Source organism: Micromonospora sp. NPDC003241 (assembly GCF_053589795.1).
Genome location: NZ_JBSFSO010000002.1, coordinates 246565 through 270828, shown reverse-complemented (window position 1 = coordinate 270828; position 24264 = coordinate 246565). Strand labels below are relative to the sequence as shown.

The window sequence follows — 24264 nt, the reverse complement described above, 5'->3', positions numbered from 1 at the left end:
TGGGCGACCCCGCCGACGCCGCCCACCGCGCCGTCCGCTCCTGACCGGTCGGCCTACCCGGTGCCGCCGACCGCCGGTCAGCCGGGTCACCTGCCGTCCACCGGCCAACCGGCCGGGCCGCCCTCGCCCGCCGACTACCCGTCGCTGACCGCCGGTGTCGGCGGCGAGTCGGGTGCGACGCCGGGTCCCGGATGGGCACCCGCGCCGCCGCCCGTCGGTGGCCAGGCGAGTGTGCCGCCGCCCGTGGCCAGCGGGCAGGCGAGTGTGCCACCACCGGTTGTCGGCGGACGGGCGAGTGTGCCGCCGCCCACCGGCTGGGCACCCGTGCCGACGCAGCCGGAGCACGGCCGGGTCGACCTGGACCTGCCGTTCACTCTCGACCGGCCGACCTCGGTCGCGCCTGCGCGCGACGACACGCCCGGCAACGCTGGTGCGACGGCCGTTCCCGGCCCGCGTCCCGCAACCGACGTTGACCCGGCCGCCGCCGGTGGGCCGGACCTGGTCGGCGGACCCGAGGCGGCGACGGCCGAGACCTCGGCGAGCGGTGGCGACCACCTCGACGGCGACGGCGACGGCCCGCCGCCGGTTCGGCCGTCGACGGAGTCGCCCTGGGCGCAACCACCGCAGCGCCCCACCGCCGGCGCGCCGGAGGGCAGCGACCCGTCCGGGACCGTTGACCGTGCGCCACGTCCCGACTGGGCCACCGGCGTGCAGCCGCTCCCGCCGGTGCCGCCGCAGGCCGGGCCCGGTCGGCCGGTGCCGCCGCAGGCCGGGACGTATCCCGTGCCCGCACCGCAGCACGGCACCCCGGTGCCGCCGCCGCACCGGGACGCGATCCCGACGCCGCATGTCGGCCCGCTCCCGGAGCACCAGGGCACGGCGGTGCCGCCCGTGCCGCAACACGGCGTGCCCATGCCGCCGCCCCAGCCCGGCCTGTTCCCGCCCCAGCCCGGCGCGATACCGCCGCAGCCCGGTGCAGTGCCGCCGCAGGCTGGTGCGCTGCCGCCTCAGCCCGGCGCGGTGCCGCCACAGCCGGACGGCTCGGCGTACCCGCCTCCGCACCAGGCGGACGGCTCGGGGTACCCGGCGCCGCACCAGGCGGACTCTCCGCCCGGGCCGTTCCCGCCGCAGCCGGCCTGGAACCCGGCGCCCTGGCAGCAGGGTGCGCCACCCCCGACGGCAGCACCCCCGGCACCGCAACTGCCCCACCCGGCCGCGACCCCGACGCCCGTCGGCTACCCGGATCCGGCCTGGAACCCGGCCGAGCCGGGCGTCCCGCCCACCGCCGAGGACTTCGCCCGGCGGCGGCAGGTCCGTCCTGCCGACCCGGTCGCCACCATGGGCGTACGGGCGGTGGTGAACCGCACCGGTCTGGTGAAACTGCCGCCCGGCCGGCAGGAGCTGGAACTGAAGCGGGACATCGAGACGGTTCGCCGCAACTTCGGCGGCCTCCGGCAGGTGACGGTGGTCAACCCGAAGGGCGGGGCGGGCAAGACCGTCGCCATCCTGCTGCTCGCGATGACGTTCGGTCAGAAGCGCGGCGGGTACGTGCTGGCCTGGGACAACAACGAGACCCAGGGCACCCTCGGCATGCGTGCCCAGCAGGACTTCCACTCGCGTACGGTGCGGGACCTGCTGCGCGACCTGGGGCAGTTCCACGGTGCCCACGGGCGGGTCGGTGACCTGTCGCAGTACGTCCGTTCGCAGGGCGAGGGGATGTTCGACGTCCTCGCCTCCGACGAGTCGGCCACCGGCGGCGAGATGCTCACCGCCTCGGCCTTCGGCGAGATCCGAGAGGTGGTCAGCCGGTTCTACAAGCTGATCTTCGTGGACACCGGCAACAACGTACGGGCGCAGAACTGGCAGGCCGCGATGGACGCCACCGACCAACTGGTGGTCACCATGTCGGCCCGTAACGACTCGGCCGAGACCGCCGCCCGGATGCTCGACCACCTGGAGCAGAGCGGTCGGCAACGGCTGGTCCGGCAGGCGGTCACGGTGGTCTCCATGCCGCCGTCCCGCAAGGAGATCGACCTGCCCGCGATCCAGGAGCACTTCGCCGCGCGTACCCGGGGCGTGCTGCTGGCTCCGTACGAGCGGCTCATCGACACCGGCGAGCCGATCCGGTACGCCCAACTCTCGTCGGCGACCCGGGACGCCTGGCTCAAGATCGCCGCCTCGGTCGCCGAGGGGCTCTAGACCACCGCTCTGACTGCGCAGTCTCGGCGGTGGGCGTCACGTCGAACCGCCGGCCCACGGAGCACATGCTCCGAGCCGGCGGCTCGGCGGACGGTCAGTTACTGGCCAGCGCGTCGGCGGCGGCCGGGTCACAGTCGCGGAGGAACTGGGCACAACGGGCGGCCTCGTCCGCCTCACCGATCGCGTCGGCGGCACGGGACAGCACATAGAGGCAGCGCAGGAAGCCCCGGTTCGGCTCGTGCGACCAGGGCACCGGCCCGTGCCCCTTCCAGCCGCTGCGGCGCAACTGGTCGAGTCCCCGGTGGTAACCGGTGCGGGCGTACGCGTACGCGGCGACGACCTGGCCCTCGGCGAGGGCCCGAGCGGCCAACGCGGCCCAGGCGGCGCTGTGCGTCGGGAACCGGGCGGCCACCGCGGCCAACGCCTCGTCGCCGCCGTCCTGCTCGGCCGTGGCCAGCGTGGAGTCGGCCTCGTCGTGTGCGGGCAGGAGCGTGGCCGGGGGCTCCGGCAAGAGGTTCTGCATCGTCCCATTCAACCCGCTTCCGGCCAGCGCCCGCGAGGGGGTCCGGCGAGCCGGCTGACTGAACGGCCGAGAGGTCCGTCACGCCTGCGGCCCATGCCGCCGCCCGGTCCTTTCCACTACAACTGAATGACCGGAGCCTCCCCAGGAACCGGAGTTGCGGGAGCTCGGCCAGGCCGCCGGGCTCCCGCCCCATCGTCTCGTCGGGCCGGGGCCAGCTCGGGCGCGGTTGCGGCAACCGGGCAGGATGGCCGGGTGCCGACCCCACCCCCTGCGGACGTCATCGAGCCGCACACCTGGTTGAACGAGATCCAGACCCGGGCCGAACTCGACCGGCGGCTCGCCGACGGAACCCTGGTCGGACTGACCGTCCAGGGACTCCGGCTGGACCTGGACCCGGTCCCCGACCTCAGCGACATCGAGGTCGCCGGAACCCTCTTCGTCGGCTGCCGCTTCGCCTCCCGGCAGGTCGGCGCGGACCTGGTCCGGCGGGGCGCGAACGTGGTGCCACCCTTCTCGGGCCTGCCGTACCCGACCCAGCCGCCGCACCTCTACACCCCCGAGGAACTGGCCGCCGGCTTCGCCGAGGGCGGCTTCGAGGCGATGTACGACAGCCGCGTGTACGCGCACTTCCGCGCGCACGGCGGGGCGCAGCCCGACGTACGTGAGGCGCTCGGTCAGCGACTGCACGACCACGGTGTGGACAACGCCCTGGCCGACGCCACCCGGGCCTGGCTGACCACGCACGGGCCGCAGTCCGTGGTCGGGGTGATGGGCGGGCACGCGGTACGCCGGGGCAGCGCGCCGTACCGGACGGCCGCAGTGCTGGGCTGGGAGCTGGCGCGCGCCCACCGCCTGGTGGTGACCGGCGGCGGCCCGGGTGTGATGGAGGCCGCCAACCTGGGCGCGTACCTGTCGACCCGACCGGCCGAGGACCTGACCGCCGCCATCGACCTGCTCGCCACCGCACCCGACTTCACCGACCACGACCGCTACACGGCGGCGGCGCTGCGGGTCCGGGAGCTGTACGGTCGCTCGGTCACGCCACCGGAGGACGGAGCCGAGCCGGCCGTCGCGTACCGGGCCGACTCGGCCGCGCTGACCACCGGCGACCTGGACTGGGCCAACTGCGGCGGGCTGGCCGTGCCGACCTGGCTCTACGGCCACGAACCGGCGAACCTGTTCGCCGGCCGGATCGCCAAGTACTTCTCCAACGCCATCCGCGAGGACACCATCCTGCGGCTGGCGCGGGGCGGGATCGTCTTCGCGCCCGGTCGGGCGGGCACCGTGCAGGAGGTGTTCCAGGCGGCCACCAAGACCTACTACGGCACGGACGGGGCCAGCGGGGCGTACGTGTTCCTGGACCGCGAGTACTGGACGACCGAACTGCCGGTGGAGTCGCTGCTGAAGCCGCTGCTGGCCACGTCACCCTTCGGCGACCTGTCCGGCACCGTCCACCTCACCGACGACGTGCACGAGGCGGTCCGCCTGCTCCTGCGCTCGTCGTCCTGAGCGACCTCGGTGAAAGGAGGGGACCCCTGCTATGCACCAGGCGTTAGTAGGGGTCCCCTCCTTACACACGAAGCCCAGAAACGCGACGGCGGCCGGCTCCGTGGGAGGAACCGGCCGCCGTCGTCGGCGACGTCAGTACGTCACTTGGTCATCGTGGTGCCGGTCGAGCGCAGGTGCTCGCAGGCCTCCGCGACCCGGGCGGCCATGCCGGCCTCGGCGGCCTTGCCCCACACCCGGGGGTCGTACAGCTTCTTGTTGCCGACCTCGCCGTCGACCTTGAGTACGCCGTCGTAGTTGCGGAACATGTGGTCCGCCACCGGACGGGAGAAGGTGTACTGGGTGTCGGTGTCGATGTTCATCTTCACCACGCCGTAGTCCAGCGACTCGCGGATCTCGGAGAGCAGCGAGCCGGATCCACCGTGGAAGACCAGGCTGAGCGGCTTGTCCTTGCCGTACTTGGCACCGACGGCGTCCTGGATCTGCTTCAGCACCTCGGGCCGCAGCTTGACGTTGCCCGGCTTGTAGACGCCGTGCACGTTGCCGAAGGTCAGGGCGGCCATGTAGCGGCCCTTCTCACCCAGGCCCAGCGCCTCGACCATGGCGAGACCGTCCTCGACCGTGGTGTAGAGCTTGTCGTTGATGGCGTTCTCGACGCCGTCCTCTTCACCGCCGACGACGCCGACCTCGATCTCCAGGACGATCTTGCCCTTGGCGGCCTCGGCGAGAAGCTGCTCGGCGATCTCCAGGTTCTCCGCGACCGGCACGGCCGAGCCGTCCCACATGTGCGACTGGAAGAGCGGCTCCTGGCCGTTCTTGACCCGCTCCTGCGAGATGGCCATGAGCGGCCGGACGAACTTGTCCAGCTTGTCCTTCGGACAGTGGTCGGTGTGCAGCGCGATGTTGACCGGGTACTTCTTGGCCACCTCGTGCGCGTACGCGGCGAACGCCACCGCGCCGGTGACCATGTCCTTCACCGACGGACCGGAGAGGTACTCGGCGCCACCGGTGGAGACCTGGATGATGCCGTCGCTCTCCGCGTCGGCGAAGCCCTTGAGCGCCGCGTTGAGCGTCTGCGACGACGTCACGTTGATCGCCGGGTACGCGTACCGGCCGGCCTTGGCGCGGTCCAGCATCTCGGCGTAAGCCTCGGGGGAAGCGATGGGCATGTCGAACGCTCCTTACTTGCCGCTGACGGCCGTGCGGCCGCCGCTCTTCGTGCGCCGGCCGTTCGGCCGCCTGTCGACGGTCGGCCGGGCAGCCGCGCGAAACTCCGTTGGCGGTCGGCCGGATGGCCGCCTGATCTCCATTGGTGCGCCGGACCGCGCTGTCCTACGCGGGAAGTATCCCGTAGCTGGACCGGCCCGGCACAACCGGCCCGGTGCCGGGCGGCTCACCGACGGTCCGCGCGGTCCGGCACCACGACACTGATCAGCCAGGTGGCCACCGCCATCACGATGGCTCCCCAGAAGGCGGGCCAGAAGCCGTCCACGTGGAACGGCAGGCGGAGGGTGCCGGCGATCCAGTCCGTCAGCAGGAACAACAGCGCGTTGACCACCAGCGCGAACAGGCCCAGGGTCAACAGATAGAAGACGCAGCCCACCACCTTGATCAACGGCTTCAGCACCGCGTTGATCACCCCGAAGATCAACGAAACGATCAACAGGGTGAACACGGTGTCGTAGCCGGTCCGCCCGGTCACCTCGACCCCGGGCACGATCAGAGTGGTGATCCACAGCGCGACGGCGGTCGTCACCAGCCGGATGAGGAAGCCCACGGGACCATCCTGGCACCGGGGCGAGCCGCCGGTGGGGCGATTCGCCCGACTGGGCCGTACCTCCCGCGTACCCTTCGCCCCGCCGGGTGACGTGCCGGTTCCCAGCGCAACACCGGCACAGCCCGTACCGTGGAGCGGGTACCGTCCACCGACATCCCGGAGGCACCGATGGGCCAGCCCGGCGAGGACTTCGCCCCCGGCGACCACCTCACCGCTGACGAACGCGACCTGGAGGCCGAGCCGGCCGACGCGGTCGAGCAGGCCACGGTGGTCAACCCCGCGGAGGTCGAGGACGAACCGCACCGCGGCCTGGAGGTCGACGACTGGGACGCCATGGAGCAGGCCCGGGTAGTAGCCCCCGACGAAGACGACTACCGCTGACCCTCCCGCACCACCCCTCCCCCCAGACTCCCCGCTAAGCAGCAACCCACCCCGCAAGCTCCCCCTCCGAGCAGCAGCCCGCCCTGCAAGCTCCCCCTCTGAGCAGCACGACTCCCCCTCGCCCTCCGACGGCGCGTGCGCACGTCAGGTTTCCGGGGAGCCCCACCCGCGCAGGGATCAAGCCTGACCGCCCGGAGCGGGTGGGGCTCCCCGGAAACCCCCACCGCAACCACCCAAAGAAAAACCAAACAGCGCAAGATCGACGAACCTGGCACGATGAGCCGCGTGCTGCTCACCCTGACCACGACGCACCACCCCGCGACCGACCTGGGGCACCTGCTGGTCAAGCACCCCGACCGGACGCACGCCTTCGACGTGCCCGTCGGCACCGCGCACGTCTTCTATCCCGAGGCCGACGAGCGGCGCTGCACCGCCGCGCTGCTGCTCGACGTCGACGCGGCGAAGCTGGCCGCGCAGGGCCGGGGTCGGGGTCGGCACTCGGCCACCGCGCCGGAGACCTTCACCCTCGGGCGGTACGTCAACGACCGGCAGTACGCCGCGTCCAGCCTGCTCGCCTCGGCGCTGTCGCGGGTGTTCCGGTCGGCGCTGCGCGGCGAGTCGCGGGACCGCCCGGAGTTGGCCGGTACGGCCATCCCGCTGGAGGTACGGGTGCCGGTGCTGCGCTGCCGGGGCGGCGCCGACGTGGCCGTACGCCTCTTCGCTCCGCTCGGTTGGGCCGTCACCGCCACCGCCGTCCCGCTCGACGAGGAGTTCCCGGAGTGGGGCGACAGCCGGTACGTCGACCTGACCCTCACCGGCACGCTGCGGGTGGCCGACGCGCTCCACCACCTGTACGTCCTGCTGCCCGTGCTGGACGACGCGAAGCACTACTGGGTGGCCCCGGACGAGGTCGACAAGCTGCTGCGGGCGGGTGCGGGCTGGCTCGGTGAGCACCCGGAGCGGGCGCTGATCGTCCGCCGCTATCTGGCGCACCAGCGGGCGCTGGCCGGTGCGGCGTTGGAGCGGCTGGCCGCCCAGCGGCCCGCCGACGAGCCGGCGGTGGACGACGACGCGGACGACGTGTCTGCCCACCGGGCCGGGAACCGGGCGTCGTTGGCCGCGCGACGCCGGACGGCGGTGCACGCCGCGCTGGTGGAGTCCGGGGCGCATCGGGTGCTGGACCTGGGCTGCGGCGGCGGCGTGTTGCTGGCCACGTTGATCGGGGACCGCCGGTTCACCGAGATCGTCGGCACCGACGTCTCCGCCCAGGCGCTCGCGTCGGCCGCCCGACGGCTGCGGCTGGACCGGCTGCCGGAGCGTCAGCGTGACCGGGTGACGTTGCGGCAGTCCGCGTTGACCTACCGGGACGACCGGCTACGCGGGTACGACGCGGCGGTGCTGATGGAGGTGGTCGAGCACGTCGATCCGCCTCGGTTGCCGGCGCTGGAGGACAGCGTGTTCGGGTACGCCCGACCGGGGACGGTCGTGGTGACCACGCCGAACGTCGAGCACAACGTGCGGTACGAGGGGCTGCCGCCGGGTGCCTTCCGGCATCCCGACCACCGCTTCGAGTGGTCCCGCGCCGAGTTCGCCGACTGGGTACGCCGAGTCTGCGCGACGTACGGCTACACGGCTGCCTCGTCCGGCGTCGGCGACGACGACCCGGAGGTGGGTGCACCCACTCAACTCGCCGTGTTCACCCGGATCTGACTGTTAACAAGGGGCCCTTGCTCTACCGGAGGTGTTAACAAGGTGCCCTTCCTTACCACCGAGCAGGAGTGGTGATGAGCGTCCTGGACATTCCCGAGCTGGCCCTGGTGGCGCTCGTCGGAGTCTCCGGCTCCGGCAAGTCCACGTTCGCCGGCCGGCACTTCGCGCCCAGCCAGGTGCTCTCCTCCGACGCGTTCCGGGCGATGGTCGCCGACGACGAGAACGACCAGTCGGCCTCCGCCGACGCCTTCGACGCGCTGCACTACGTGGCTGCCAAGCGACTGCGCGCCGGTCGGCTCACCGTGGTCGACGCCACCAACCTCCAGCCGCACGCCCGAGCCGCCCTGGTCCGGGTCGCCCGGGAACACGACGTGCTGCCGGTGGCGATCGTGCTGGACGTGCCCGAGGCACTGGCCTGGGAGCGTACCGAGGCGCGCAGCGACCGCACCTTCGGTCGGCAGGTGCTCGCCCGGATGTCCCGCGACCTGCGTCGCAGCTACGGCCAGTTGGCCCGGGAGGGCTTCCGTAAGGTGCACGTCCTGCGCGGGACCGACGAGATCGACCGCGCCGAGATCCGGTACGAACGGATGTTCAACGACCGGCGCGAGCTGACCGGGCCGTTCGACATCGTCGGTGACGTGCACGGCTGTCGGGCCGAACTGGAGACGCTGCTGCTCCGGCTGGGCTGGCGACTGCACCACGACGAGGCGGGCCGCGCGGTGGACGCGACCCACCCGTCGGGGCGTACCGCCGTGTTCGTCGGTGACCTGGTGGACCGCGGCCCGGACTCGCCCGGGGTGCTCCGTCTGGTGATGGGGATGGTCGCGGCCGGGCACGCGCTCTGCGTACCCGGCAACCACGAGCAGAAGCTGCTGCGCAAGCTGCGCGGACGCAACGTGAAGGTGGCGCACGGGCTGGCCGAGACGCTGGACCAGTTGGCGGCCGAGCCGGCCGAGTTCACCGCCGAGGTGGCCACCTTCGTCGACGGGCTGGTCAGCCACTACCTGCTCGACGGCGGCCGGCTGGTGGTCGCGCACGCCGGGCTCAAGGAGGAGTACCAGGGCCGGGCCTCCGGCCGGGTACGCGCCTTCGCGCTCTACGGCGAGACCACCGGCGAGACCGACGAGTACGGCCTGCCGGTGCGCTACCCGTGGGCCCGCGAGTACCGGGGTGCCGCCACGGTCGTCTACGGTCACACCCCCAACCCCGAGCCGGAGTGGGTCAACAACACCATCTGCGTCGACACCGGGTGCGTCTTCGGCGGGCGGCTGACCGCGCTGCGCTACCCGGAGCGCGAGCTGGTCTCGGTGCCGGCGGAACGCGAGTGGTACGCGCCGGTACGCCCGCTCGTCGCCGCCCCGTCCCGCCCGGACGCGGTGCTGGAGCTGACCGACGTGGCCGGGCGGCGGCACGTGGAGCACAGCTACGGCTCGTTAACGGTGCCGGCGGAGAACGCCGCCGCCGCGTTGGAGGTGATGAGCCGCTTCGCCGTCGACCCGCGCTGGCTGGTCTGGTTGCCGCCGACCATGGCGCCCTGCTCGACGTCCCGTCTGGACGGCTACCTGGAACACCCGACGGAGGCGTTCGCCGACTACCGGGCGGCCGGGGTGGACCGGGTGGTCTGCGAGGAGAAGCACATGGGCTCCCGCGCGGTGGTGCTGGTCTGCCGGGAGCCGGACGGCGGCCCGTTCGGGCCGGGCGGCGGGGTGGTGCACACGCGCACCGGACGGCCGTTCTTCGGCGGTCCGCTGGACACCGAACTGCTCGACCGGGTCCGCGCGGCGGTGACCGCCGCCGGGCTGTGGGCGGAGTTGGAGACCGACTGGCTGTTGCTCGACTGTGAGCTGCTGCCCTGGTCGGCCAAGGCAGGTGGCCTGATCCGGGAGCAGTACGCCGGGGTGGGTGCCGCCGGCCGGGCCGCCCTGCCGGCGACACTGGCCGCGGTGGACGCCGCCGTCGCGCGCGGGCTGGACGTGACCGCGCTGCGCGAACGGACCGCCCGTCGCCTGGACGACGTGCTCGCCTACACCTCCGCCTACCGGGCGTACGTGGGACCGACCGACGGACTGCGCGGGGTGACGCTGGCCCCGTTCGCGGTGCTGGCCGGCGGTTCTGCCGGGTACGCCGACCGCGACCACGGCTGGCACCTGGCCCAGGCCGACCGGCTCTGCGCGGCGGACCCGGAGTTCTTCACCCCGAACCGACGCCAGGTGGTCGACCTCGGCGACGCGGACGCGGTCCAGGCCGCGACCCGCTGGTGGCGGGAACTGACCGAGGCCGGCGGCGAGGGCATGGTGGTCAAGCCGTACGCCGGTCCGGCGGCCCGCAGCGAGCGGGGCTCGCTGCTCCAGCCGGGCATCAAGTGCCGGGGACGGGAGTACCTGCGGATCATCTACGGTCCCGGCTACACCGAGCCGGAGGAGTTGGCCGCGCTGCGCAAGCGGTCCCTGGGACGCAAGCGCGGGATGGCGCTGCGGGAGCACGGGCTCGGACTGGCCGCGTTGGACGCGTTGGTCGACGGCGCTCCGCTGTGGCGTCGGCACGAGTTGGTGTTCGCGATCCTGGCGTGCGAGTCCGAGCCGGTGGACCCCCGCCTCTGACGCCACCAGGGCGTGGCTCGCGACCCCGGTAACCTGGGCGGCCGTGGCGGGCGCCATCCAGGCGACCGGGCGAGCGAGGCAGGAGACCGATTCTTAATGGCATTGGGCGAACGGGTAGGCCATGTCCTGCGCGGTGGGGCCATCGGCGTGGCGGAGGCCGTGCCGGGGGTCAGCGGTGGCACCATCGCGCTGGTCACCGGGGTGTACGAACGGCTGATCGTGTCCGCCGGCCACGTGGTGAACGCCGTCCGGTACGCCGCGTCGGACGTACCTCGGGGGCGTGGCTGGACGCGGGCGGGACACCAGATGCGGCAGGCCCACTGGGACGTGGTGATCCCGTTGATGATCGGGATGGTGCCCGGCCTGCTGCTCGCCGCGAAGCTGCTGGAGCCGTTACTGACCGGCTACCCCGAACACACCCGTGGCCTCTTCCTCGGCCTGGTGCTCGCCTCGGTGCTGGTGCCGGTCTCGATGGTCGGCAAGCCGTGGCGGCGGCGCGAGGTGGTCGGCCTGGTGATCGCCGCGGCGGTCGCGTTCGCGCTCACCGGCCTGCCACAGGCCACCCTCGAACCACGCCCGATGATCCTGCTGGTCGCGGCGGCGGTGGCGGTCTGCGCGCTGGTGATGCCCGGCGTCTCCGGATCGTTCCTGCTGCTGACCGTCGGTCTCTATGAACCGACCATCGCCGCCCTCAACGACCGGGACTGGGGCTACCTGGCGATCTTCGCCACCGGCATGGTCATCGGCCTGTCGCTCTTCGTCAAGCTGCTCCAGTGGCTGCTGGACAAGCATCGCCGGATGACTCTGGCGGTGATGTCCGGCGCGCTGATCGGCAGCCTGCGCTCGCTGTGGCCATGGCAGTCCGAGGACCGGACCCTGCAGGCACCGGGTGACGGCATCCTGGCCATCACCGCGCTGTTCCTGCTGGGCTTCGCCGTGGTCCTGGCCATGGTGATCGCCGAGCGGCGCCGGGTGAACCGGGCCGCCCAGGCGCTCACCGAGGCGTACGAGCCGACGCAGGTGCGCTGACGTCCACCGCTTGGTGGCTGCCCGGCTGGGCGGCCACCAAGCGGTTTCGGTTCAGCGAGCCTTCTTGGTGGCCCGCTTCCGCGGCGGAGTCAGCAGGTCGGCGATCGTCGCGATCGCGCTCGGGACCAGCCGGTAGTAGGCCCACACACCGCGCTTCTCCCGCTCCAGCAAGCCGGCCTCGGTGAGGATACGCAGGTGGTGGCTGACGGTCGGCTGGGAGAGTCCGAGCGGTGCGGTCAAGTCGCACACGCACGCCTCACCCTCGGGCGCCGACTGGATCAGGCTGAGCAGCCGCAGCCGGGCGGGGTCGGCAAGGGCCTTGAGGACCCCTGCCAGCCGCTCGGCGTCGGCGCGTTCGATCGGCTCGCCGGCAAGCGGCGAGATCTGAGGCATAGTCATTTCGGCCAACGCAGTTCCCACGTATTCCATCCTTCCACCAGCAGCATCGATCCGGCTGCATATCAGCAGATCCGAATCGGCAGACTTTTACGCCACAAGGCCGAGGTCAGCCAACGTATAGGCCGCCCGATAGGGCAATCCGGCGGCTCGCACCGCGTCGCCGGCACCACGATCAACGATAACCGCCACCCCCACCACGTCGGCCCCGGCCTCGCGAAGGGCCTCGACGGCGGTCATCACACTTCCGCCGGTGGTGGAGGTGTCCTCCACCGCCAGCACCCGACGTCCGGTCACGTCGGGGCCTTCGATTCGGCGTTGCAACCCGTGCGCCTTGCCCGCTTTCCGCACCACGAACGCGTCCAACGGACGGCCGGTCGCGTGCAGCATCGACATGGCGATCGGGTCGGCGCCCAATGTCAGGCCACCGACCGCGTCGTACGACCAGTCGGCGGTCAACTCCCGCATCACCCGACCGACCAAGGGGGCCGCCCGGTTATGGAGCGTGATGCGACGCAGATCGACGTACCAGTCAGCCTCCTGCCCGGAGGAGAGCACTACCCGGCCGTGGACCACAGCCAGGTCGGAGATGAATTTACGCAGGTCGTCGTGGTCCCCCATGGCGATAGAGGGTACTGCGCAAGTCTGTGTGCCGGGTGGACGGGCCACCCCGGGCAACCCTTCCGGGGGACAGATGAGTGGCGATGTCCGACTACGCTACGTCGATCGGCGGTTCGGATCGAGTGATCTCGCGCTCGCCGCCGCTGCACCGGACGACGACGTGTCGCCGTCAACCGCGATCGCGGCCGATGCGCCCACGGGTGTCCCGGGCCACCCGGTCGAGCAATCCGCGTGGGGCGTGCCGCAGACCGGCGACGGCCAGTTTGTATTTCCACGATGGAACGCTGACCAACTTGCCTTTTCGCAGGTCACGTAAGGCTTCCGCGACCACGTCGGGCGCGGCGAGCCACAACCACTCGGGAGTTTTCGACATGTCGATGCCGGCTCGCTGGTGGAATTCGGTCCGGGTGTAGCCGGGACAGAGCGCCATCACGCGTACGCCGAAGGGGCGGGCGGACTGGCCGACGGACTCGCTGAAGTTCGTGACCCACGCCTTGCTGGCGGAGTACGTCGATCCCGGCATGATCGCACCGAAACCAGCGACGGAAGAGACATTTATCACTGCCCCATCTCGCCGTTCAGTCATCGTGCGCAGCGCAGCGAGTGTCAATCGCATCACCGCGTGCACGTTGAGCCGGAGCAGTCGGGTCTCGTCCTCAAGGCTCGACCTGAGGAACGGCTTGTTCAGACTGATCCCCGCGTTGTTGACCAGAAGCCCCACCGGCGGGGCGGCGGCGAGCCGTCGCTCCACCTCGGCACAGCCGTCGTCGGTGGACAGGTCGGCCGGCACCGTCTCGGTCTCGACGCCGTACCGGCCGGTCAGCTCGGCGGCCTGCGCGGCGAGTCGCTCAGCGTCCCGGGCGACCAGCACCAGGTGCCATCCGTCGGAGGCGAGCCGATCGGCGAAGGCCGCTCCGATCCCCGCCGTCGCCCCGGTGATCAACGCCCATCGCTCGCTACTCGGCTGGTCGGGCGTCACTGGTCTGCTCACCTCGGCGGATACGGGGACGACGGCGGCGCCCCGGGCGGCGGATAGGTCTGGTGCGGCGCGACCGGCGGCGGATACGCGGACGGCTGGTGGTGCACGGGTGGGTACGACGGTGGCTGGGGGTGGTGCGGGGGCACCGGGCGGCGACGGAACCAGGCGTTGGCGGACGGCATCGCCAGCAGTACGGCTACCACAAGGTAACCGAGCACCTGCGCGACCGAAAGAGTCGTGGTGATCGGAATCCACCACGACGGGTAGGCGTCCGCCACCAGGGCGACGAGTTCGGCAGCGGCCTGGTCGTCGCCGAAGTCCAGGGGGGTGGCGCGTTGGACCAGGAGGGTTCCGATGCCGCAGCAACCGAGGAGCATCCCGAGCCCGGCGACCGCCCAGGTGGAGACCCGGGCGGCGGGCCGACCGCCGATCAGGCCGACCGCGAGACCGGCGAGAAGCAGGGCCGCGAGCACGCTCAGCACGGCGGCCCCGACCACCACCCCCCGCAGCAGGGTCACCATCGCGTCGACCTGGGCGGAGTCGGCCGACGTACCCACGGCCGCCGCGCGGAACCGGGACCCGGTGCCGCCGACGATGCTCAGGCCGGCCACGGCGTACCCGAGCGCACCCACCGCCATCACCGCCAGCACCACCACGGCCGTCACGACCACGGCCGGCCGGCGCGGCGGCGCCTGTTCGGGGTACGACACGACGAGTCCCTCCGGTAGGTGTTCGGGTTGCAACCTACTCGGAGGGACCGTCGCAGTCGCGCCTAACTCACCGGCGGTCAGTTGGGCCGGTCGGTCGGCGGCTGATCGCCGGGCTGTCCCGGACCTCCGAACTGCGGAGGCTGCGCACCAGGGCCACCGGCGGGCGGCTGACCGGGAGTGGGCGGGTAGCCCGGATCGGCCGACTGCGGCGCGGCACCCGGGTAACCGGGCGTCTGCGGGTAACCGGGCTGGTTCGGGTAGTTGCCGCCGGGCATGGGCGGCTCCCACTGCTGGGTCGGCTTGCGGAAGAACTCGTTCGCCTTCGGCAGCGCCAGCAGGATCAGCGCGGCCAGCAGCGCGAGCAGGCTGATCACACCGAGCAGGAGGCTGACCGGGGTGACCCAGCCGGGCAGTGCCTCCTCCATCCGGCGCTGGACCTCGTCGGCGCTCGGCATGTCGCCGCTGGTCTCGCCACCGGGCATGCTCATACCGCCGGCCAGCCCGCTGATCAGGCTGAAACCGGTGCAGCAGAGCATGATGCCGCCGACGACCCAGGTGGCGATCCGGGCACCGTTCTTTCCGCGCAGGTTCAGCAAGCCGAGGCCGAACAACGCGAGCGCCACGACGAGCAGGAAGATGGCGGTGGCGACGCCGAAGACGACGGCGACGTCGGCGAGGTTCTCCGCTCCTTCGACACTGGTGCCGCGGTACGCCTCGTCCATCACGTCACGGACCGTGCCGATCGTGGCCAGCGTGACGACCACACTGATCAGTTGGCAGATCGCGAAGAGCAACAGCAAGTAGGTGGATATCGTCACCACACCCGGCCGCTGCCGGACCGGGGTGTTCTGCGGGTCGACCATCTTTCTCCCTCCGTGGAACGCGACTCACCGTATCGGCTGCTGGCCAACCCGGCACGGCACGACGCCGTCTGGGCGGGCGCGTCGGCTCAGGAGCGGTGTACCCAGATCCGTCCTCGGTGATGTCGTCGTAGGCCGCTGTCGAGCTGAACCGGATCTGCTCTCACGAGCCGCGCCCCTGCGGGTACACGGTCACGTCGCCCGGATCCAACCGGTGGCCGAGGGCCACCTCCCAGCCCGACTCGCCGTACGCCTCGAAGGTGAGCCGCGCTCCGCCCGGTGCCCGATAGTCGTGGTAGCGCACGGTCCCGCTCGGGGCGAGTCCGGTCACACCGGTCGCGGTGTACCGGGCCTGGCCGGACTCGTGCCAGACGTACCGTCGCCCGGCGGCGTCGACCGCCGGGGCTCCGACGGTCCGCACCCTCCCCGGCTGGGGCTCCCAGAGCACCAGCTCGAACTCCGGGTTCTCGGCCACCGACAGCCGGTACCGCCCGCTGTCGTCGTCGAGCAGGTGCTCGGCCCAGCTCCACTCGCCCTCGACCAATCGGATCGATCCGCGCACCACGTACGACAGGTCACCGATCTCGACGATGTCGCCGACCTCGATGCGACGCGGATCGGTCCTCGGCCCGCCGGTGGCACGCCGGCCGGGCCCGGCCGCCGGCCGACGCCGGCCCCGCCGCCGCGCCACGAGCGCGACGACGGCCAGCGCGGCCAGCAGACACCCGAGCGCGATCACCAGGTACGCCGTCACCTCGTCCACCCGTCACCTCCCCAGGTACGTCGGTGACGACGGTAACCGCGACCGGCGCGGGTGAAGTCGTCGCCGGCCGACTATCGCCCGTTCCCGCCCGAATCCGGAGCCGATCGGTCGCCCCGGTCAACGGCGCCCGGGTCAACGGCGCCCGGGTCAACGGCGCCCGGGTCAACGGCCGAGGGTGCGGCCTGCTCACCCGACGGCGCAGGTTGCCCGTCCGTCAACGCCGACTGCTCGCCCACCGGTGCGGGCTGCTCGGCCTGCGGCCCTGACTCTGCTGACAGGTCGGACGAGGCCGGCGGACTGGCATGCGTGTCCGGTTCGTGGGAGCCCACCTGACCGGGTGCGACGGGATGGCCGGGCACGAGCTGACCGGGCTGACCGGACGGCGACGGGTAGCCCGGCGGGACCGGATGGCCAGTGGGCACGGGATAGCCCGGCGGGACCGGATAGCCCGGAGGTACGGGATATCCGGGGGGCACGGGAAAGCCCGGGGGCACCGGATAGCCGGGGGGCACGACGTAGCCGGTCGGGACGGGACCGCCGAACGGCGCGGGCTGGCCGGGCGGGACCGGGAAGCCGGGCGGCACCGGATAGCCAGGCACGGGATAACCAGGTGCCGGATAGCCGGGTGCGGGATAGCCGGGTGCGGGATAGCCGGGTGCGGGGTAGGGCGTCGGGAGGGGGTAGGTGGCGAGGTAGGCGTTCGGAATGTCTCCTCCGGCGGTCAGTGGCACGGCCGCCTCGGGCTTCGGCACGAACCAACGGTTGGCCGGCGGAATCGTCAACAGCAGCACGACCACCACGGTGAGAGCCAGCACCGTCAGCACACCGAGACCGGCCAGCGGGAAGAACACCATCTCGAAGGTGCGCGGCTCGCCGTACAGCACCTCGAAGAACTCCGACTCCTGCCAGAACTCGTCGTCCGGCGGTGGGGCCTCCCCGACATCGACCGCCCCGGTGGCGGCGATCGCGATGAACGGGATGAAGAAGACGCCGGCGCACGCCTGGAAGAAGCAGAGCAGCAGCTCGGCACCGCTGGCCGCGAAGACCATGACCCGGGCGACGTTGCTGCCCCGCCGTACGCCGACGGCGGTCAGCGCCATCCAGAGCCCCAGGGCGAGGGCGGGGAGGCCGAAGACCAGCGACATGCTGACGCTGCTGACCCGCTCGGCGCGTACCTCGCCGGGGTCGGCATCGGGCACCTGGCGTGCCGCCCGGTCGATCGCGGCATCCCACTGGAACGCCTCGACGACGATCAGCGCGACGAGTCCGAAGAGGATCAGCGCGATGGTGAGCTGCAACCAGAAGGCCGCGGTGACGGTCCCGGGGCGGGGTGGGCGAGGCGGAGGTACGGCGGCCGAATCCTCGGCGGTCGCGGTCATGGCACGGAGCGTAGGAGGACCGGACAAGATCCGGCAGCACCGATCGGACGGAGCCGACCGGCCGTCAGATCACGAATCGTCGAGTCGTCGGGCGGCGTACTCGCCGACCGTGGTGCGGTCCAGCACGCAACCGACGGCGGTGTCCACCTCCGCCGCGTCGGAACGCAGCCTGGTCCAGGCCGTCCGTCCGGCCGTCGGGTCGAGCTGTTCGAGCAGCGTGGCGGCGTACACCCGGGCCGCCGGGGAGCCGGTGGTGAGCAGGCGGTCGAGCTGCTCGCGTACCTCGTCGGGACGGTCGGCCGCGATCGCCGCGACGCGCTCGTAGGCCTCGGTCTCCGGCAGCGTCGCGCCCGCGATCCCGACCCCGCCGAACGCGACGCGGCCGGCCTCGGCGAGCGCCGTGACGGCAGCGGTCAGCTCCGGGTCCTTCTTGCGCCCGATCCCGAACATGTCTCCATCCTCACCCGGACGGCCCGCCGCCGCCCGCTGAGGCGGGGCGGCGGCGGAGGTCCGACGTCGTGGGTACGGGTCAGGCGGCGCTCACCGACAGGCCGTCCTTGGCGTCGGCGAGTTCCACCCGCACCGTGTCGCCGTCCCGGATCTGGCCGGCGAGCAGCGCCTTCGCGAGCTGGTCGCCGATCGCCGACTGGACCAGTCGACGCAGCGGCCGGGCACCGTAGATCGGGTCGTACCCGTGCTCGGCGAGCCAGCCCCGCGCCGCGTCGGTGACGTCCAGCGAGAGCCGGCGGTCGGCCAGTCGCTTGCGCAGGCGGGCCAACTGGATGTCCACGATGGAGCGCAGATCGTCGCCCTGGAGTGCGGCGAAGACCACGATGTCGTCGAGCCGGTTGAGGAACTCCGGCTTGAAGTGCGACCGGACCACCGCGAGGACGCCCTCCCGGCGCTGCTCCTCGGCGAGCGTCAGGTCGCTGATCACCGCCGACCCGAGGTTCGAGGTAAGGATCAGGATCGCGTTGCGGAAGTCGACGGTACGACCCTGGCCGTCGGTGAGCCGACCGTCGTCGAGCACCTGGAGCAGGATGTCGAAGACGTCCGGGTGGGCCTTCTCCACCTCGTCGAGCAGGATCACCGAGTACGGCCGGCGACGCACCGCCTCGGTGAGCTGGCCGCCCTCCTCGTAGCCGACGTAGCCGGGCGGAGCGCCGACCAGACGGGCCACCGAGTGCTTCTCGCCGTACTCGCTCATGTCGATGCGGACCATCGCCCGCTCGTCGTCGAAGAGGAACTCGGCGAGCGCCTTGGCCAGCTCGGTCTTGCCCACACCCGTCGGGCCGAGGAAGAGGAAGCTGCCGGTGGGGCGGTCCGGGTCGGCGACACCGGCACGGGCCCGGCGTACCGCGTCGGAGACGGCGCCGACCGCCTCGGGCTGGCCGACGACACGCTCGCGCAGCGACTCCTCCATCCGGAGCAGCTTGGCGGTCTCCCCCTCCAGCAGCCGGCCGGCGGGGATGCCGGTCCAGGAGGCGACGACCGCCGCGATGTCGTCCGCGCCGACCTCCTCCTTGAGCATCGCGCCTGCGGACTGCAACCGGGCGAGTTCCTCCTCGGCCTTCGTCAACTCGGCCTGGAGGGAAGGGATGCGCCCGTAACGCAGCTCGGCGGCGCGTTCCAGCTCGCCGTCACGCTCGGCCCGCTCGGCCTCGCCACCCAACCGCTCCAGCTCCTCCTTGGCGGTGGAGAGCTTGGTGATGTGGCTCTTCTCCAGGTGCCACCGCTCGGAGAGCGCGGTGAGCTGCTCGCGCTTGTCGGCCAGCTCCTTGCGCAGCCGTTCCAGGCGCTCGGCGGAGGCGGCATCCGGCTCCTTGGCCAGCGCCATCTCCTCGATCTCCAGCCGGCGGACCGCCCGCTCGATCTCGTCCACCTCGACCGGCCGGGAGTCGATCTCCATCCGGAGCCGGGACGCGGACTCGTCGACCAGGTCGATCGCCTTGTCCGGCAGGAAGCGGTCGGTGATGTACCGGTCGGAGAGCGCGGCGGCGGCGACCAGGGCGGCGTCGGTGATGCGTACGCCGTGGTGCACCTCGTAGCGCTCCTTGAGCCCGCGCAGGATGCCGATGGTGTCCTCGACGGTGGGCTCACCGACCAGCACCGGCTGGAAGCGCCGCTCCAGGGCCGGGTCCTTCTCGATGTGCTCGCGGTACTCGTCCAGCGTGGTCGCGCCGACCATGCGCAGCTCGCCCCGGGCCAGCATCGGCTTGAGCATGTTGCCGGCGTCCATCGAGCCCTCGCCCTTGCCCGCGCCGACCACCGTGTGCAGCTCGTCGAGGAACGTGATGACCTGCCCGTCGGAGTTCTTGATCTCCTCTAGGACGGACTTGAGTCGCTCCTCGAACTGGCCCCGGTACTGCGCACCGGCGACCATCGCGCCGAGGTCCAGCGAGACGAGCTTCTTGTCCCGCAGCGACTCGGGTACGTCACCGGCGACGATCCGCTGGGCCAGGCCCTCGACGATGGCGGTCTTGCCGACACCGGGTTCGCCGATCAACACCGGGTTGTTCTTGGTACGCCGGGACAGCACCTGGATCACCCGGCGGATCTCGGAGTCCCGCCCGATCACCGGGTCGATCTTGCCGTCCCGCGCGCTCGCGGTCAGGTCGACGCCGTACTTGGCCAGCGCCTGGTAGGTCTGCTCCGGGTCGGCGGTGGTGACCCGACGGTCCCCGCCGCGCACCGTCGGGAACGCGGCGACCAGCGTCTCCTCGGTGGCACCGGCGGACTTGAGCGCACCGGAGACGGCACCACCGACCCGGGCCAGCCCGGCCAGCAGGTGCTCGGTGGAGGTGTACTCGTCGCCGAGCGGCCGGGCGATCTGCTCGGCGGCCCCGATGGCGTTGACGAACTCGCGGGCCAGGGTCGGCTCCGCGATGCTGGAGCCGCGCGCGGCGGGCAGCGCGTCGACCGCCCGCTGGGCGGCCCGGCGCAGCTCGGCGGGGTCGGCCCCGACGGCGCGCAGCAGGCCGGCAGCGGTCGAGCCCTCGGTGTCCAGCAGCGACAGCAGCAGGTGCCACGGCTCCACGGTGGCGTGGCCGCGCTGATTGGCCAGGGCGACGGCACCGGTGATGGTCTCGCGGCTCTTGGTGGTGAGGCGTTCGGTGTTCATGGGCTCCCCTGGATCGGTGTGTCCACTGGTACCGACAGAACCAGAGTTGAGCCTATTCCACTCAACCTCAGAGGTGTGACATCCGCCACTCCACCCCATTCGCGAGCCCTGCAGAACTACCCAAAGAAACTACTAATCTGCATGTCGGGTCAGAACTTTATGTAGTTTGCCGGGCCTCCTCAGCCAGTTGGCCGACCGGGCACGTGTCGCCAGCATCACCGCCTCGTCCGCCATCGAGGGGTGTCGTGGTCCCCGACGGCGCACGGGCCGACCGCATCCTCGCCGGCCGTGTCGCCAACCTCCGCACTCGCAGCGAGCAGGAACTCGCCGGCTACCGGGACGCCCAGGACTACCTGTTCCAACGGTCGCGGCAGCCACTGAACTCGGGACTTCTGCTGCACCTGCACAGGCTGCTGTTCGCGCACACCCCCGCAGAGGAAGGCCAGTTCAAACGCCTGGCGTCCTGAACCTCCGCCGCTGGTCAACGCGCGTGCCGGGCCCTGTCGAGCTGAACCGTCTGTGCTGTCAACGCGGCAGTCGGGTCGTGCAGGGGCTCCGATGGTCCGTGTGCAGGACGCAGCGCCGCCCACCGTCGAGCGGACGGTCGCAGAAGACCCCCGCGTGATCGAATGGGCATGCCATCCGGGGAGTGTGTATGCCCAAGCAGCAGTATCAGGTGCTCGCAGACGAACTGCGGAACAAGATCGAATCAGGTGAGTGGCCGCCCGGCACGAAGCTGCCGAGCAGAGCCCAGCTCTGCAAGGAGTACGGCGTCTCGGACACCGTGGTCGGCAAGGCCATGATGATCCTGCGCGCGACCGGACTCACCGAGACGCTGGAGGGTGTCGGCGTCTTCGTGGCCGACAAACAGTAGGTCCTGGGACGGGATGCCCTTGGAGGGATCGGCGCCTACCAGGAGTTGCTGCCATGCCCCGAGTTTCCGACCGCCAACGCATCGCACAGGACATCCGCGACAAGATCCGCTCCGGGGACTACTCGCCCGGAGCCAAGCTGCCGTCCCTGCGTGAGATGACCGCGCACTACGGCGTCTCGGCAGAACCCGTACGGTCCGCCCTCCTGATTTTGCAGGCCGAGGGCCTGATCGAAGGTCACCAGGGCAAGGGCACGTACGTCCGAAAGCCATCCGAGTAGGACCCGAGCGATTCCTCGACGCGGGTCACTCCGTCTCGATGATCACCGCTGTCCAGGTGCGGTCGCCGGCATGGCCGGTGCCGAGCAGGACGGACTGCGGCCCAGTGGCGACGAGAGTGTTGTCGGGGAGCATCCGCAGGTGATGTTCGTCGGTCAGCGGCCAGGGCAGGTCGACGTACCCGCTGCCGATCAGCGCACCGGCGCCCCGTGGACCGACGACCGCAGCCACTCCGAAACCCAACGGGACGACCTGCCCCGTCTCCGGGTGTCCCTCGGCAGGCACCCTCTCCCAGGCGGGACCATGCCGCCACACTGCCGGAAACCCGGTGCGATCGGGCCGCTCGCCGACCAGCCACAGATCACTCTGTGTGCGCACCACTCGGAGCACACCGACTGCACCGTCGAACTCCACCGAGGTCGGCCGCCAACTCCGTCCCTCGTCAACGGAGATCGCGACGTACGGCCGGCCGTCATCGTCGGCTCCGGCTGCCACCAACGGCCCTGAGTTTTCCTTACTGTTGAACTGCCAGTCAGTTTCCACCACCGATTGCACCACGGGCAGCTTCGGCTGGACAGGCAGCGGGCGGAGTGTGCGTCCCGTCCAGCGGCCCACCTTTCCCGAACTCTCGATGAGCTGGAAGCGTCCCTGGGCCGCCTGCCATGCCCGGGGCGGTGCCTCGCCCGGAGTGCGCCGGAAGGTGTCCCCGCGACCGGTGGACGTCCACCATCCCACCTGCGGGGCGTACAGGGCCAGGATGCCTTCGGCGGTGTAGAGCTGCTGGACGTCGCCGTCCCGCTGCGGGGTGGTATCCGGCTGTGGGTGGCGCAGTTGCTGCCAGGAGCGGCCGCCGTCCCGGGTCGACCAGAGCAGGGCCGGGCAGTCCGAAGCGGGCGTCTGGTCGTCGCAGGCGGCGAAGAGGGCATATCCGTTCTCGGCGTCGACGAACTCGACGAACGGCGGCGCGTACCGCTGCGGCACGGCCAGGCGGGCGGTGCGGGTCTCCGCGACCGGCGTGGTGGTCGGCGCGGGGGTGGCCGTGACCTGCGGTGGTTCGGGGGCCGGGGCGCTGCGCCGGATGTCCCCGATCGAGCATCCCGCGAGCAGCGTGAACAGCGGGAGAACTGCCAGGCAACGAGTTCGTCGGGCGGTCATGCGGCCTCCGTCGCGAGAGTAGCCTGAGCCCGTGCGAGCACGCGTCGAGCAGACCGCTCAACCGAGCAGCGGCGTACGCCACGACATGATGACGGAATTCGGCCACCCGCCGGGGACACTCTCCCGCCGGGACGTCCCCGGCGCGTCCCGGTCGTCCGCCGTGCGCTCACCGGTCGGCTGAGCCTCGGATGCACGACTTCACCAACCTGCTCATCCAGGTCGGCGCGCTGTTGTTCCTGCTCGGGTTGCTCGGCCGGCTCGGCCGGCGGATCGGGCTCTCGCCGATCCCGCTCTACCTGTTGGCCGGTCTGGTCCTCGGCCACGGCGGCGTGCTGGAGCTGCACGCCAGCGAGGACTTCTTCGCGATCGGCGCGGAGATCGGCGTGATCCTGCTGCTGCTGATGCTCGGCCTGGAGTACTCGGCCGACGAGCTGGTCGGCAACCTGCGGTCGGCCGCACCGGCAGGGGTGCTCGACGCGGTGCTCAACGCGCTGCCGGGTGCGGCGTTCGCGCTGCTGCTCGGCTGGGGCTGGGTGGCCGCGGTGGTGCTCGGCGGGATCACCTGGATCTCGTCCTCCGGGGTGATCGCCAAGATCCTGTCGGACCTGGGTCGGCTCGGTAACCGGGAGACGCCGGTGGTCCTGTCGGTGCTGGTGGTCGAGGACCTCGCGATGGCGTTCTACCTGCCACTGGTGACCGCGCTGCTGGCCGGGGTCGGGCTGGTCAAGGGTGGGGTCGCGCTCGGCGTCGCGGTGCTGACGGTGGTCGTCGTGCTGGTGGTGGCGCTCCGCTACGGCGATCTCGTCTCCCGGGCCATGTCCGCCGACCATCCCGAGGCGCTGCTGCTGGGTGTGCTCGGCCTGACCCTGCTGGTCGCCGGGGTCGCCGCGAAGCTCCAGGTGTCGGCGGCGGTCGGTGCCTTCCTGGTCGGTATCGCGCTCTCCGGGCCGGTGGCCCATCACGCCACCGAGCTGCTGACGCCGTTGCGCGACCTGTTCGCCGCCGTCTTCTTCGTCTTCTTCGGGCTCGCCACCGACCCTCGGCACATTCCGCCGGTGCTGCTGCCCGCAGTACTGCTCGCCCTGGTCACCATCGCCACCAAGACGCTGACCGGCTACCTGGCCGCGAGGCGGGTCGGCATCACCGAACCGGGACGCTGGCGGGCCGGGTTGACCCTGGTGCCCCGAGGGGAGTTCTCCATCGTCATCGCCGGCCTCGCGGTGAGCGCCGGCACCGTTTCGCCGAAACTTGCCGCCCTGGCCGCCACGTACGTATTGATCACGGTGGTGACCGGGCCGGTGCTGGCCCGACTGCCCGATGCCGCCTGGTTCAAACGCTGGTCGCGGCGGCGGGCGGCGGTGCAGGCAGCCGGGGCGGCAGCCCCGGATAGACCATGACCGGTGAT

At 71.7% G+C, this 24264-nt stretch carries 24 protein-coding genes; 11 read left to right on the top strand and 13 right to left on the bottom strand.

The window, feature by feature from the left end:
• The first annotated feature begins 144 nt into the window (after positions 1–144).
• Positions 145–2199 (top strand): chromosome partitioning protein, encoded by a 2055-nt coding sequence (locus tag ACWDVW_RS03045; RefSeq protein WP_449944205.1) that lies wholly within the window; start codon positions 145–147, stop codon positions 2197–2199.
• A 94-nt stretch (positions 2200–2293) separates the two neighbouring features.
• On the opposite strand, the gene ACWDVW_RS03040 is transcribed toward ACWDVW_RS03045, so the two are convergent.
• Positions 2294–2722 carry a DUF3151 domain-containing protein gene (locus ACWDVW_RS03040; protein WP_350697605.1) on the bottom strand — a complete coding sequence of 143 codons (429 nt, stop codon included), beginning with the start codon at positions 2720–2722 and terminating at the stop codon, positions 2294–2296.
• A gap of 252 nt (positions 2723–2974) precedes the next feature.
• Here ACWDVW_RS03040 and ACWDVW_RS03035 point away from each other — a divergent pair, with 252 nt between their 5' ends.
• Entirely contained in the window at positions 2975–4231 is a 1257-nt protein-coding gene (locus ACWDVW_RS03035; protein ID WP_449944043.1) for an LOG family protein, read from the top strand.
• Positions 4232–4371: 140 nt separating this feature from the next.
• Here ACWDVW_RS03035 and fbaA read toward each other — a convergent pair whose 3' ends face one another.
• The gene (gene fbaA, locus ACWDVW_RS03030; protein ID WP_350697607.1) at positions 4372–5397 is read right to left on the bottom strand and encodes a class II fructose-bisphosphate aldolase; all 1026 of its coding nucleotides are present in this window, start codon (positions 5395–5397) and stop codon (positions 4372–4374) included.
• A gap of 224 nt (positions 5398–5621) precedes the next feature.
• Complete coding sequence (locus ACWDVW_RS03025; protein ID WP_449944039.1) at positions 5622–6005, bottom strand: phage holin family protein; 384 nt, start codon at positions 6003–6005, stop codon at positions 5622–5624.
• A 168-nt stretch (positions 6006–6173) separates the two neighbouring features.
• Here ACWDVW_RS03025 and ACWDVW_RS03020 point away from each other — a divergent pair, with 168 nt between their 5' ends.
• The 4 genes from ACWDVW_RS03020 (at position 6174) to ACWDVW_RS03005 (ending at position 11725) form a co-directional block, all read left to right on the top strand.
• The gene (locus ACWDVW_RS03020; RefSeq protein WP_449944203.1) at positions 6174–6386 is read left to right on the top strand and encodes a hypothetical protein; all 213 of its coding nucleotides are present in this window, start codon (positions 6174–6176) and stop codon (positions 6384–6386) included.
• A 285-nt stretch (positions 6387–6671) separates the two neighbouring features.
• Positions 6672–8096 (top strand): 3' terminal RNA ribose 2'-O-methyltransferase Hen1, encoded by a 1425-nt coding sequence (locus ACWDVW_RS03015; protein ID WP_449944200.1) that lies wholly within the window; start codon positions 6672–6674, stop codon positions 8094–8096.
• A 74-nt stretch (positions 8097–8170) separates the two neighbouring features.
• Positions 8171–10696, top strand: coding sequence for a polynucleotide kinase-phosphatase (locus ACWDVW_RS03010; RefSeq protein ID WP_449944036.1), 2526 nt, complete (start codon positions 8171–8173; stop codon positions 10694–10696).
• Positions 10697–10792: 96 nt separating this feature from the next.
• Positions 10793–11725, top strand: coding sequence for a DUF368 domain-containing protein (locus ACWDVW_RS03005; RefSeq protein WP_431728207.1), 933 nt, complete (start codon positions 10793–10795; stop codon positions 11723–11725).
• Between the two features lie 51 nt (positions 11726–11776).
• Here ACWDVW_RS03005 and ACWDVW_RS03000 read toward each other — a convergent pair whose 3' ends face one another.
• From ACWDVW_RS03000 to clpB, 9 genes are all read right to left on the bottom strand, one after another.
• A complete protein-coding gene (locus tag ACWDVW_RS03000; RefSeq protein ID WP_007454255.1) occupies positions 11777–12154 on the bottom strand; it encodes an ArsR/SmtB family transcription factor in 378 nt (125 codons plus the stop codon).
• 57 nt (positions 12155–12211) lie between these two features.
• A complete protein-coding gene (locus ACWDVW_RS02995; protein ID WP_131055681.1) occupies positions 12212–12742 on the bottom strand; it encodes an orotate phosphoribosyltransferase in 531 nt (176 codons plus the stop codon).
• A gap of 169 nt (positions 12743–12911) precedes the next feature.
• Entirely contained in the window at positions 12912–13721 is an 810-nt protein-coding gene (locus ACWDVW_RS02990) for an SDR family NAD(P)-dependent oxidoreductase (protein WP_449944197.1), read from the bottom strand.
• Between the two features lie 8 nt (positions 13722–13729).
• Positions 13730–14431, bottom strand: coding sequence for a hypothetical protein (locus tag ACWDVW_RS02985; RefSeq protein WP_449944031.1), 702 nt, complete (start codon positions 14429–14431; stop codon positions 13730–13732).
• A 77-nt stretch (positions 14432–14508) separates the two neighbouring features.
• A complete protein-coding gene (locus ACWDVW_RS02980) occupies positions 14509–15294 on the bottom strand; it encodes a hypothetical protein (protein WP_449944029.1) in 786 nt (261 codons plus the stop codon).
• Positions 15295–15454: 160 nt separating this feature from the next.
• On the bottom strand, positions 15455–16054 hold the full coding sequence (locus ACWDVW_RS02975) for a DUF4178 domain-containing protein (RefSeq protein WP_449944027.1): 600 nt from the start codon (positions 16052–16054) through the stop codon (positions 15455–15457).
• Between the two features lie 71 nt (positions 16055–16125).
• Positions 16126–17433 carry a hypothetical protein gene (locus ACWDVW_RS02970; protein WP_449944025.1) on the bottom strand — a complete coding sequence of 436 codons (1308 nt, stop codon included), beginning with the start codon at positions 17431–17433 and terminating at the stop codon, positions 16126–16128.
• A 69-nt stretch (positions 17434–17502) separates the two neighbouring features.
• The gene (locus ACWDVW_RS02965) at positions 17503–17883 is read right to left on the bottom strand and encodes a hypothetical protein (RefSeq protein ID WP_449944023.1); all 381 of its coding nucleotides are present in this window, start codon (positions 17881–17883) and stop codon (positions 17503–17505) included.
• Between the two features lie 79 nt (positions 17884–17962).
• Positions 17963–20554: an ATP-dependent chaperone ClpB gene (gene clpB, locus ACWDVW_RS02960; protein WP_449944020.1), complete on the bottom strand. Its 2592-nt coding sequence runs from the start codon at positions 20552–20554 to the stop codon at positions 17963–17965.
• A 245-nt stretch (positions 20555–20799) separates the two neighbouring features.
• Here clpB and ACWDVW_RS02955 point away from each other — a divergent pair, with 245 nt between their 5' ends.
• The 3 genes from ACWDVW_RS02955 (at position 20800) to ACWDVW_RS02945 (ending at position 21706) form a co-directional block, all read left to right on the top strand.
• Positions 20800–21021, top strand: a complete 222-nt coding sequence (locus tag ACWDVW_RS02955; RefSeq protein ID WP_449944017.1) for a hypothetical protein — start codon at positions 20800–20802, stop codon at positions 21019–21021.
• Between the two features lie 188 nt (positions 21022–21209).
• On the top strand, positions 21210–21428 hold the full coding sequence (locus ACWDVW_RS02950) for a winged helix-turn-helix domain-containing protein (protein WP_387258524.1): 219 nt from the start codon (positions 21210–21212) through the stop codon (positions 21426–21428).
• 53 nt (positions 21429–21481) lie between these two features.
• Positions 21482–21706 (top strand): winged helix-turn-helix domain-containing protein, encoded by a 225-nt coding sequence (locus tag ACWDVW_RS02945; protein WP_350697623.1) that lies wholly within the window; start codon positions 21482–21484, stop codon positions 21704–21706.
• Between the two features lie 25 nt (positions 21707–21731).
• Here the strand turns inward: ACWDVW_RS02945 and ACWDVW_RS02940 are convergent, their stop codons facing one another.
• The gene (locus tag ACWDVW_RS02940) at positions 21732–22859 is read right to left on the bottom strand and encodes a hypothetical protein (protein WP_449944011.1); all 1128 of its coding nucleotides are present in this window, start codon (positions 22857–22859) and stop codon (positions 21732–21734) included.
• Between the two features lie 31 nt (positions 22860–22890).
• On the opposite strand from ACWDVW_RS02940, the gene ACWDVW_RS02935 reads away from it, so the two are divergent.
• Complete coding sequence (locus ACWDVW_RS02935; RefSeq protein ID WP_449944009.1) at positions 22891–23040, top strand: hypothetical protein; 150 nt, start codon at positions 22891–22893, stop codon at positions 23038–23040.
• A 7-nt stretch (positions 23041–23047) separates the two neighbouring features.
• Positions 23048–24256, top strand: a complete 1209-nt coding sequence (locus ACWDVW_RS02930) for a cation:proton antiporter (RefSeq protein WP_449944006.1) — start codon at positions 23048–23050, stop codon at positions 24254–24256.
• Positions 24257–24264: the final 8 nt, after the last annotated feature.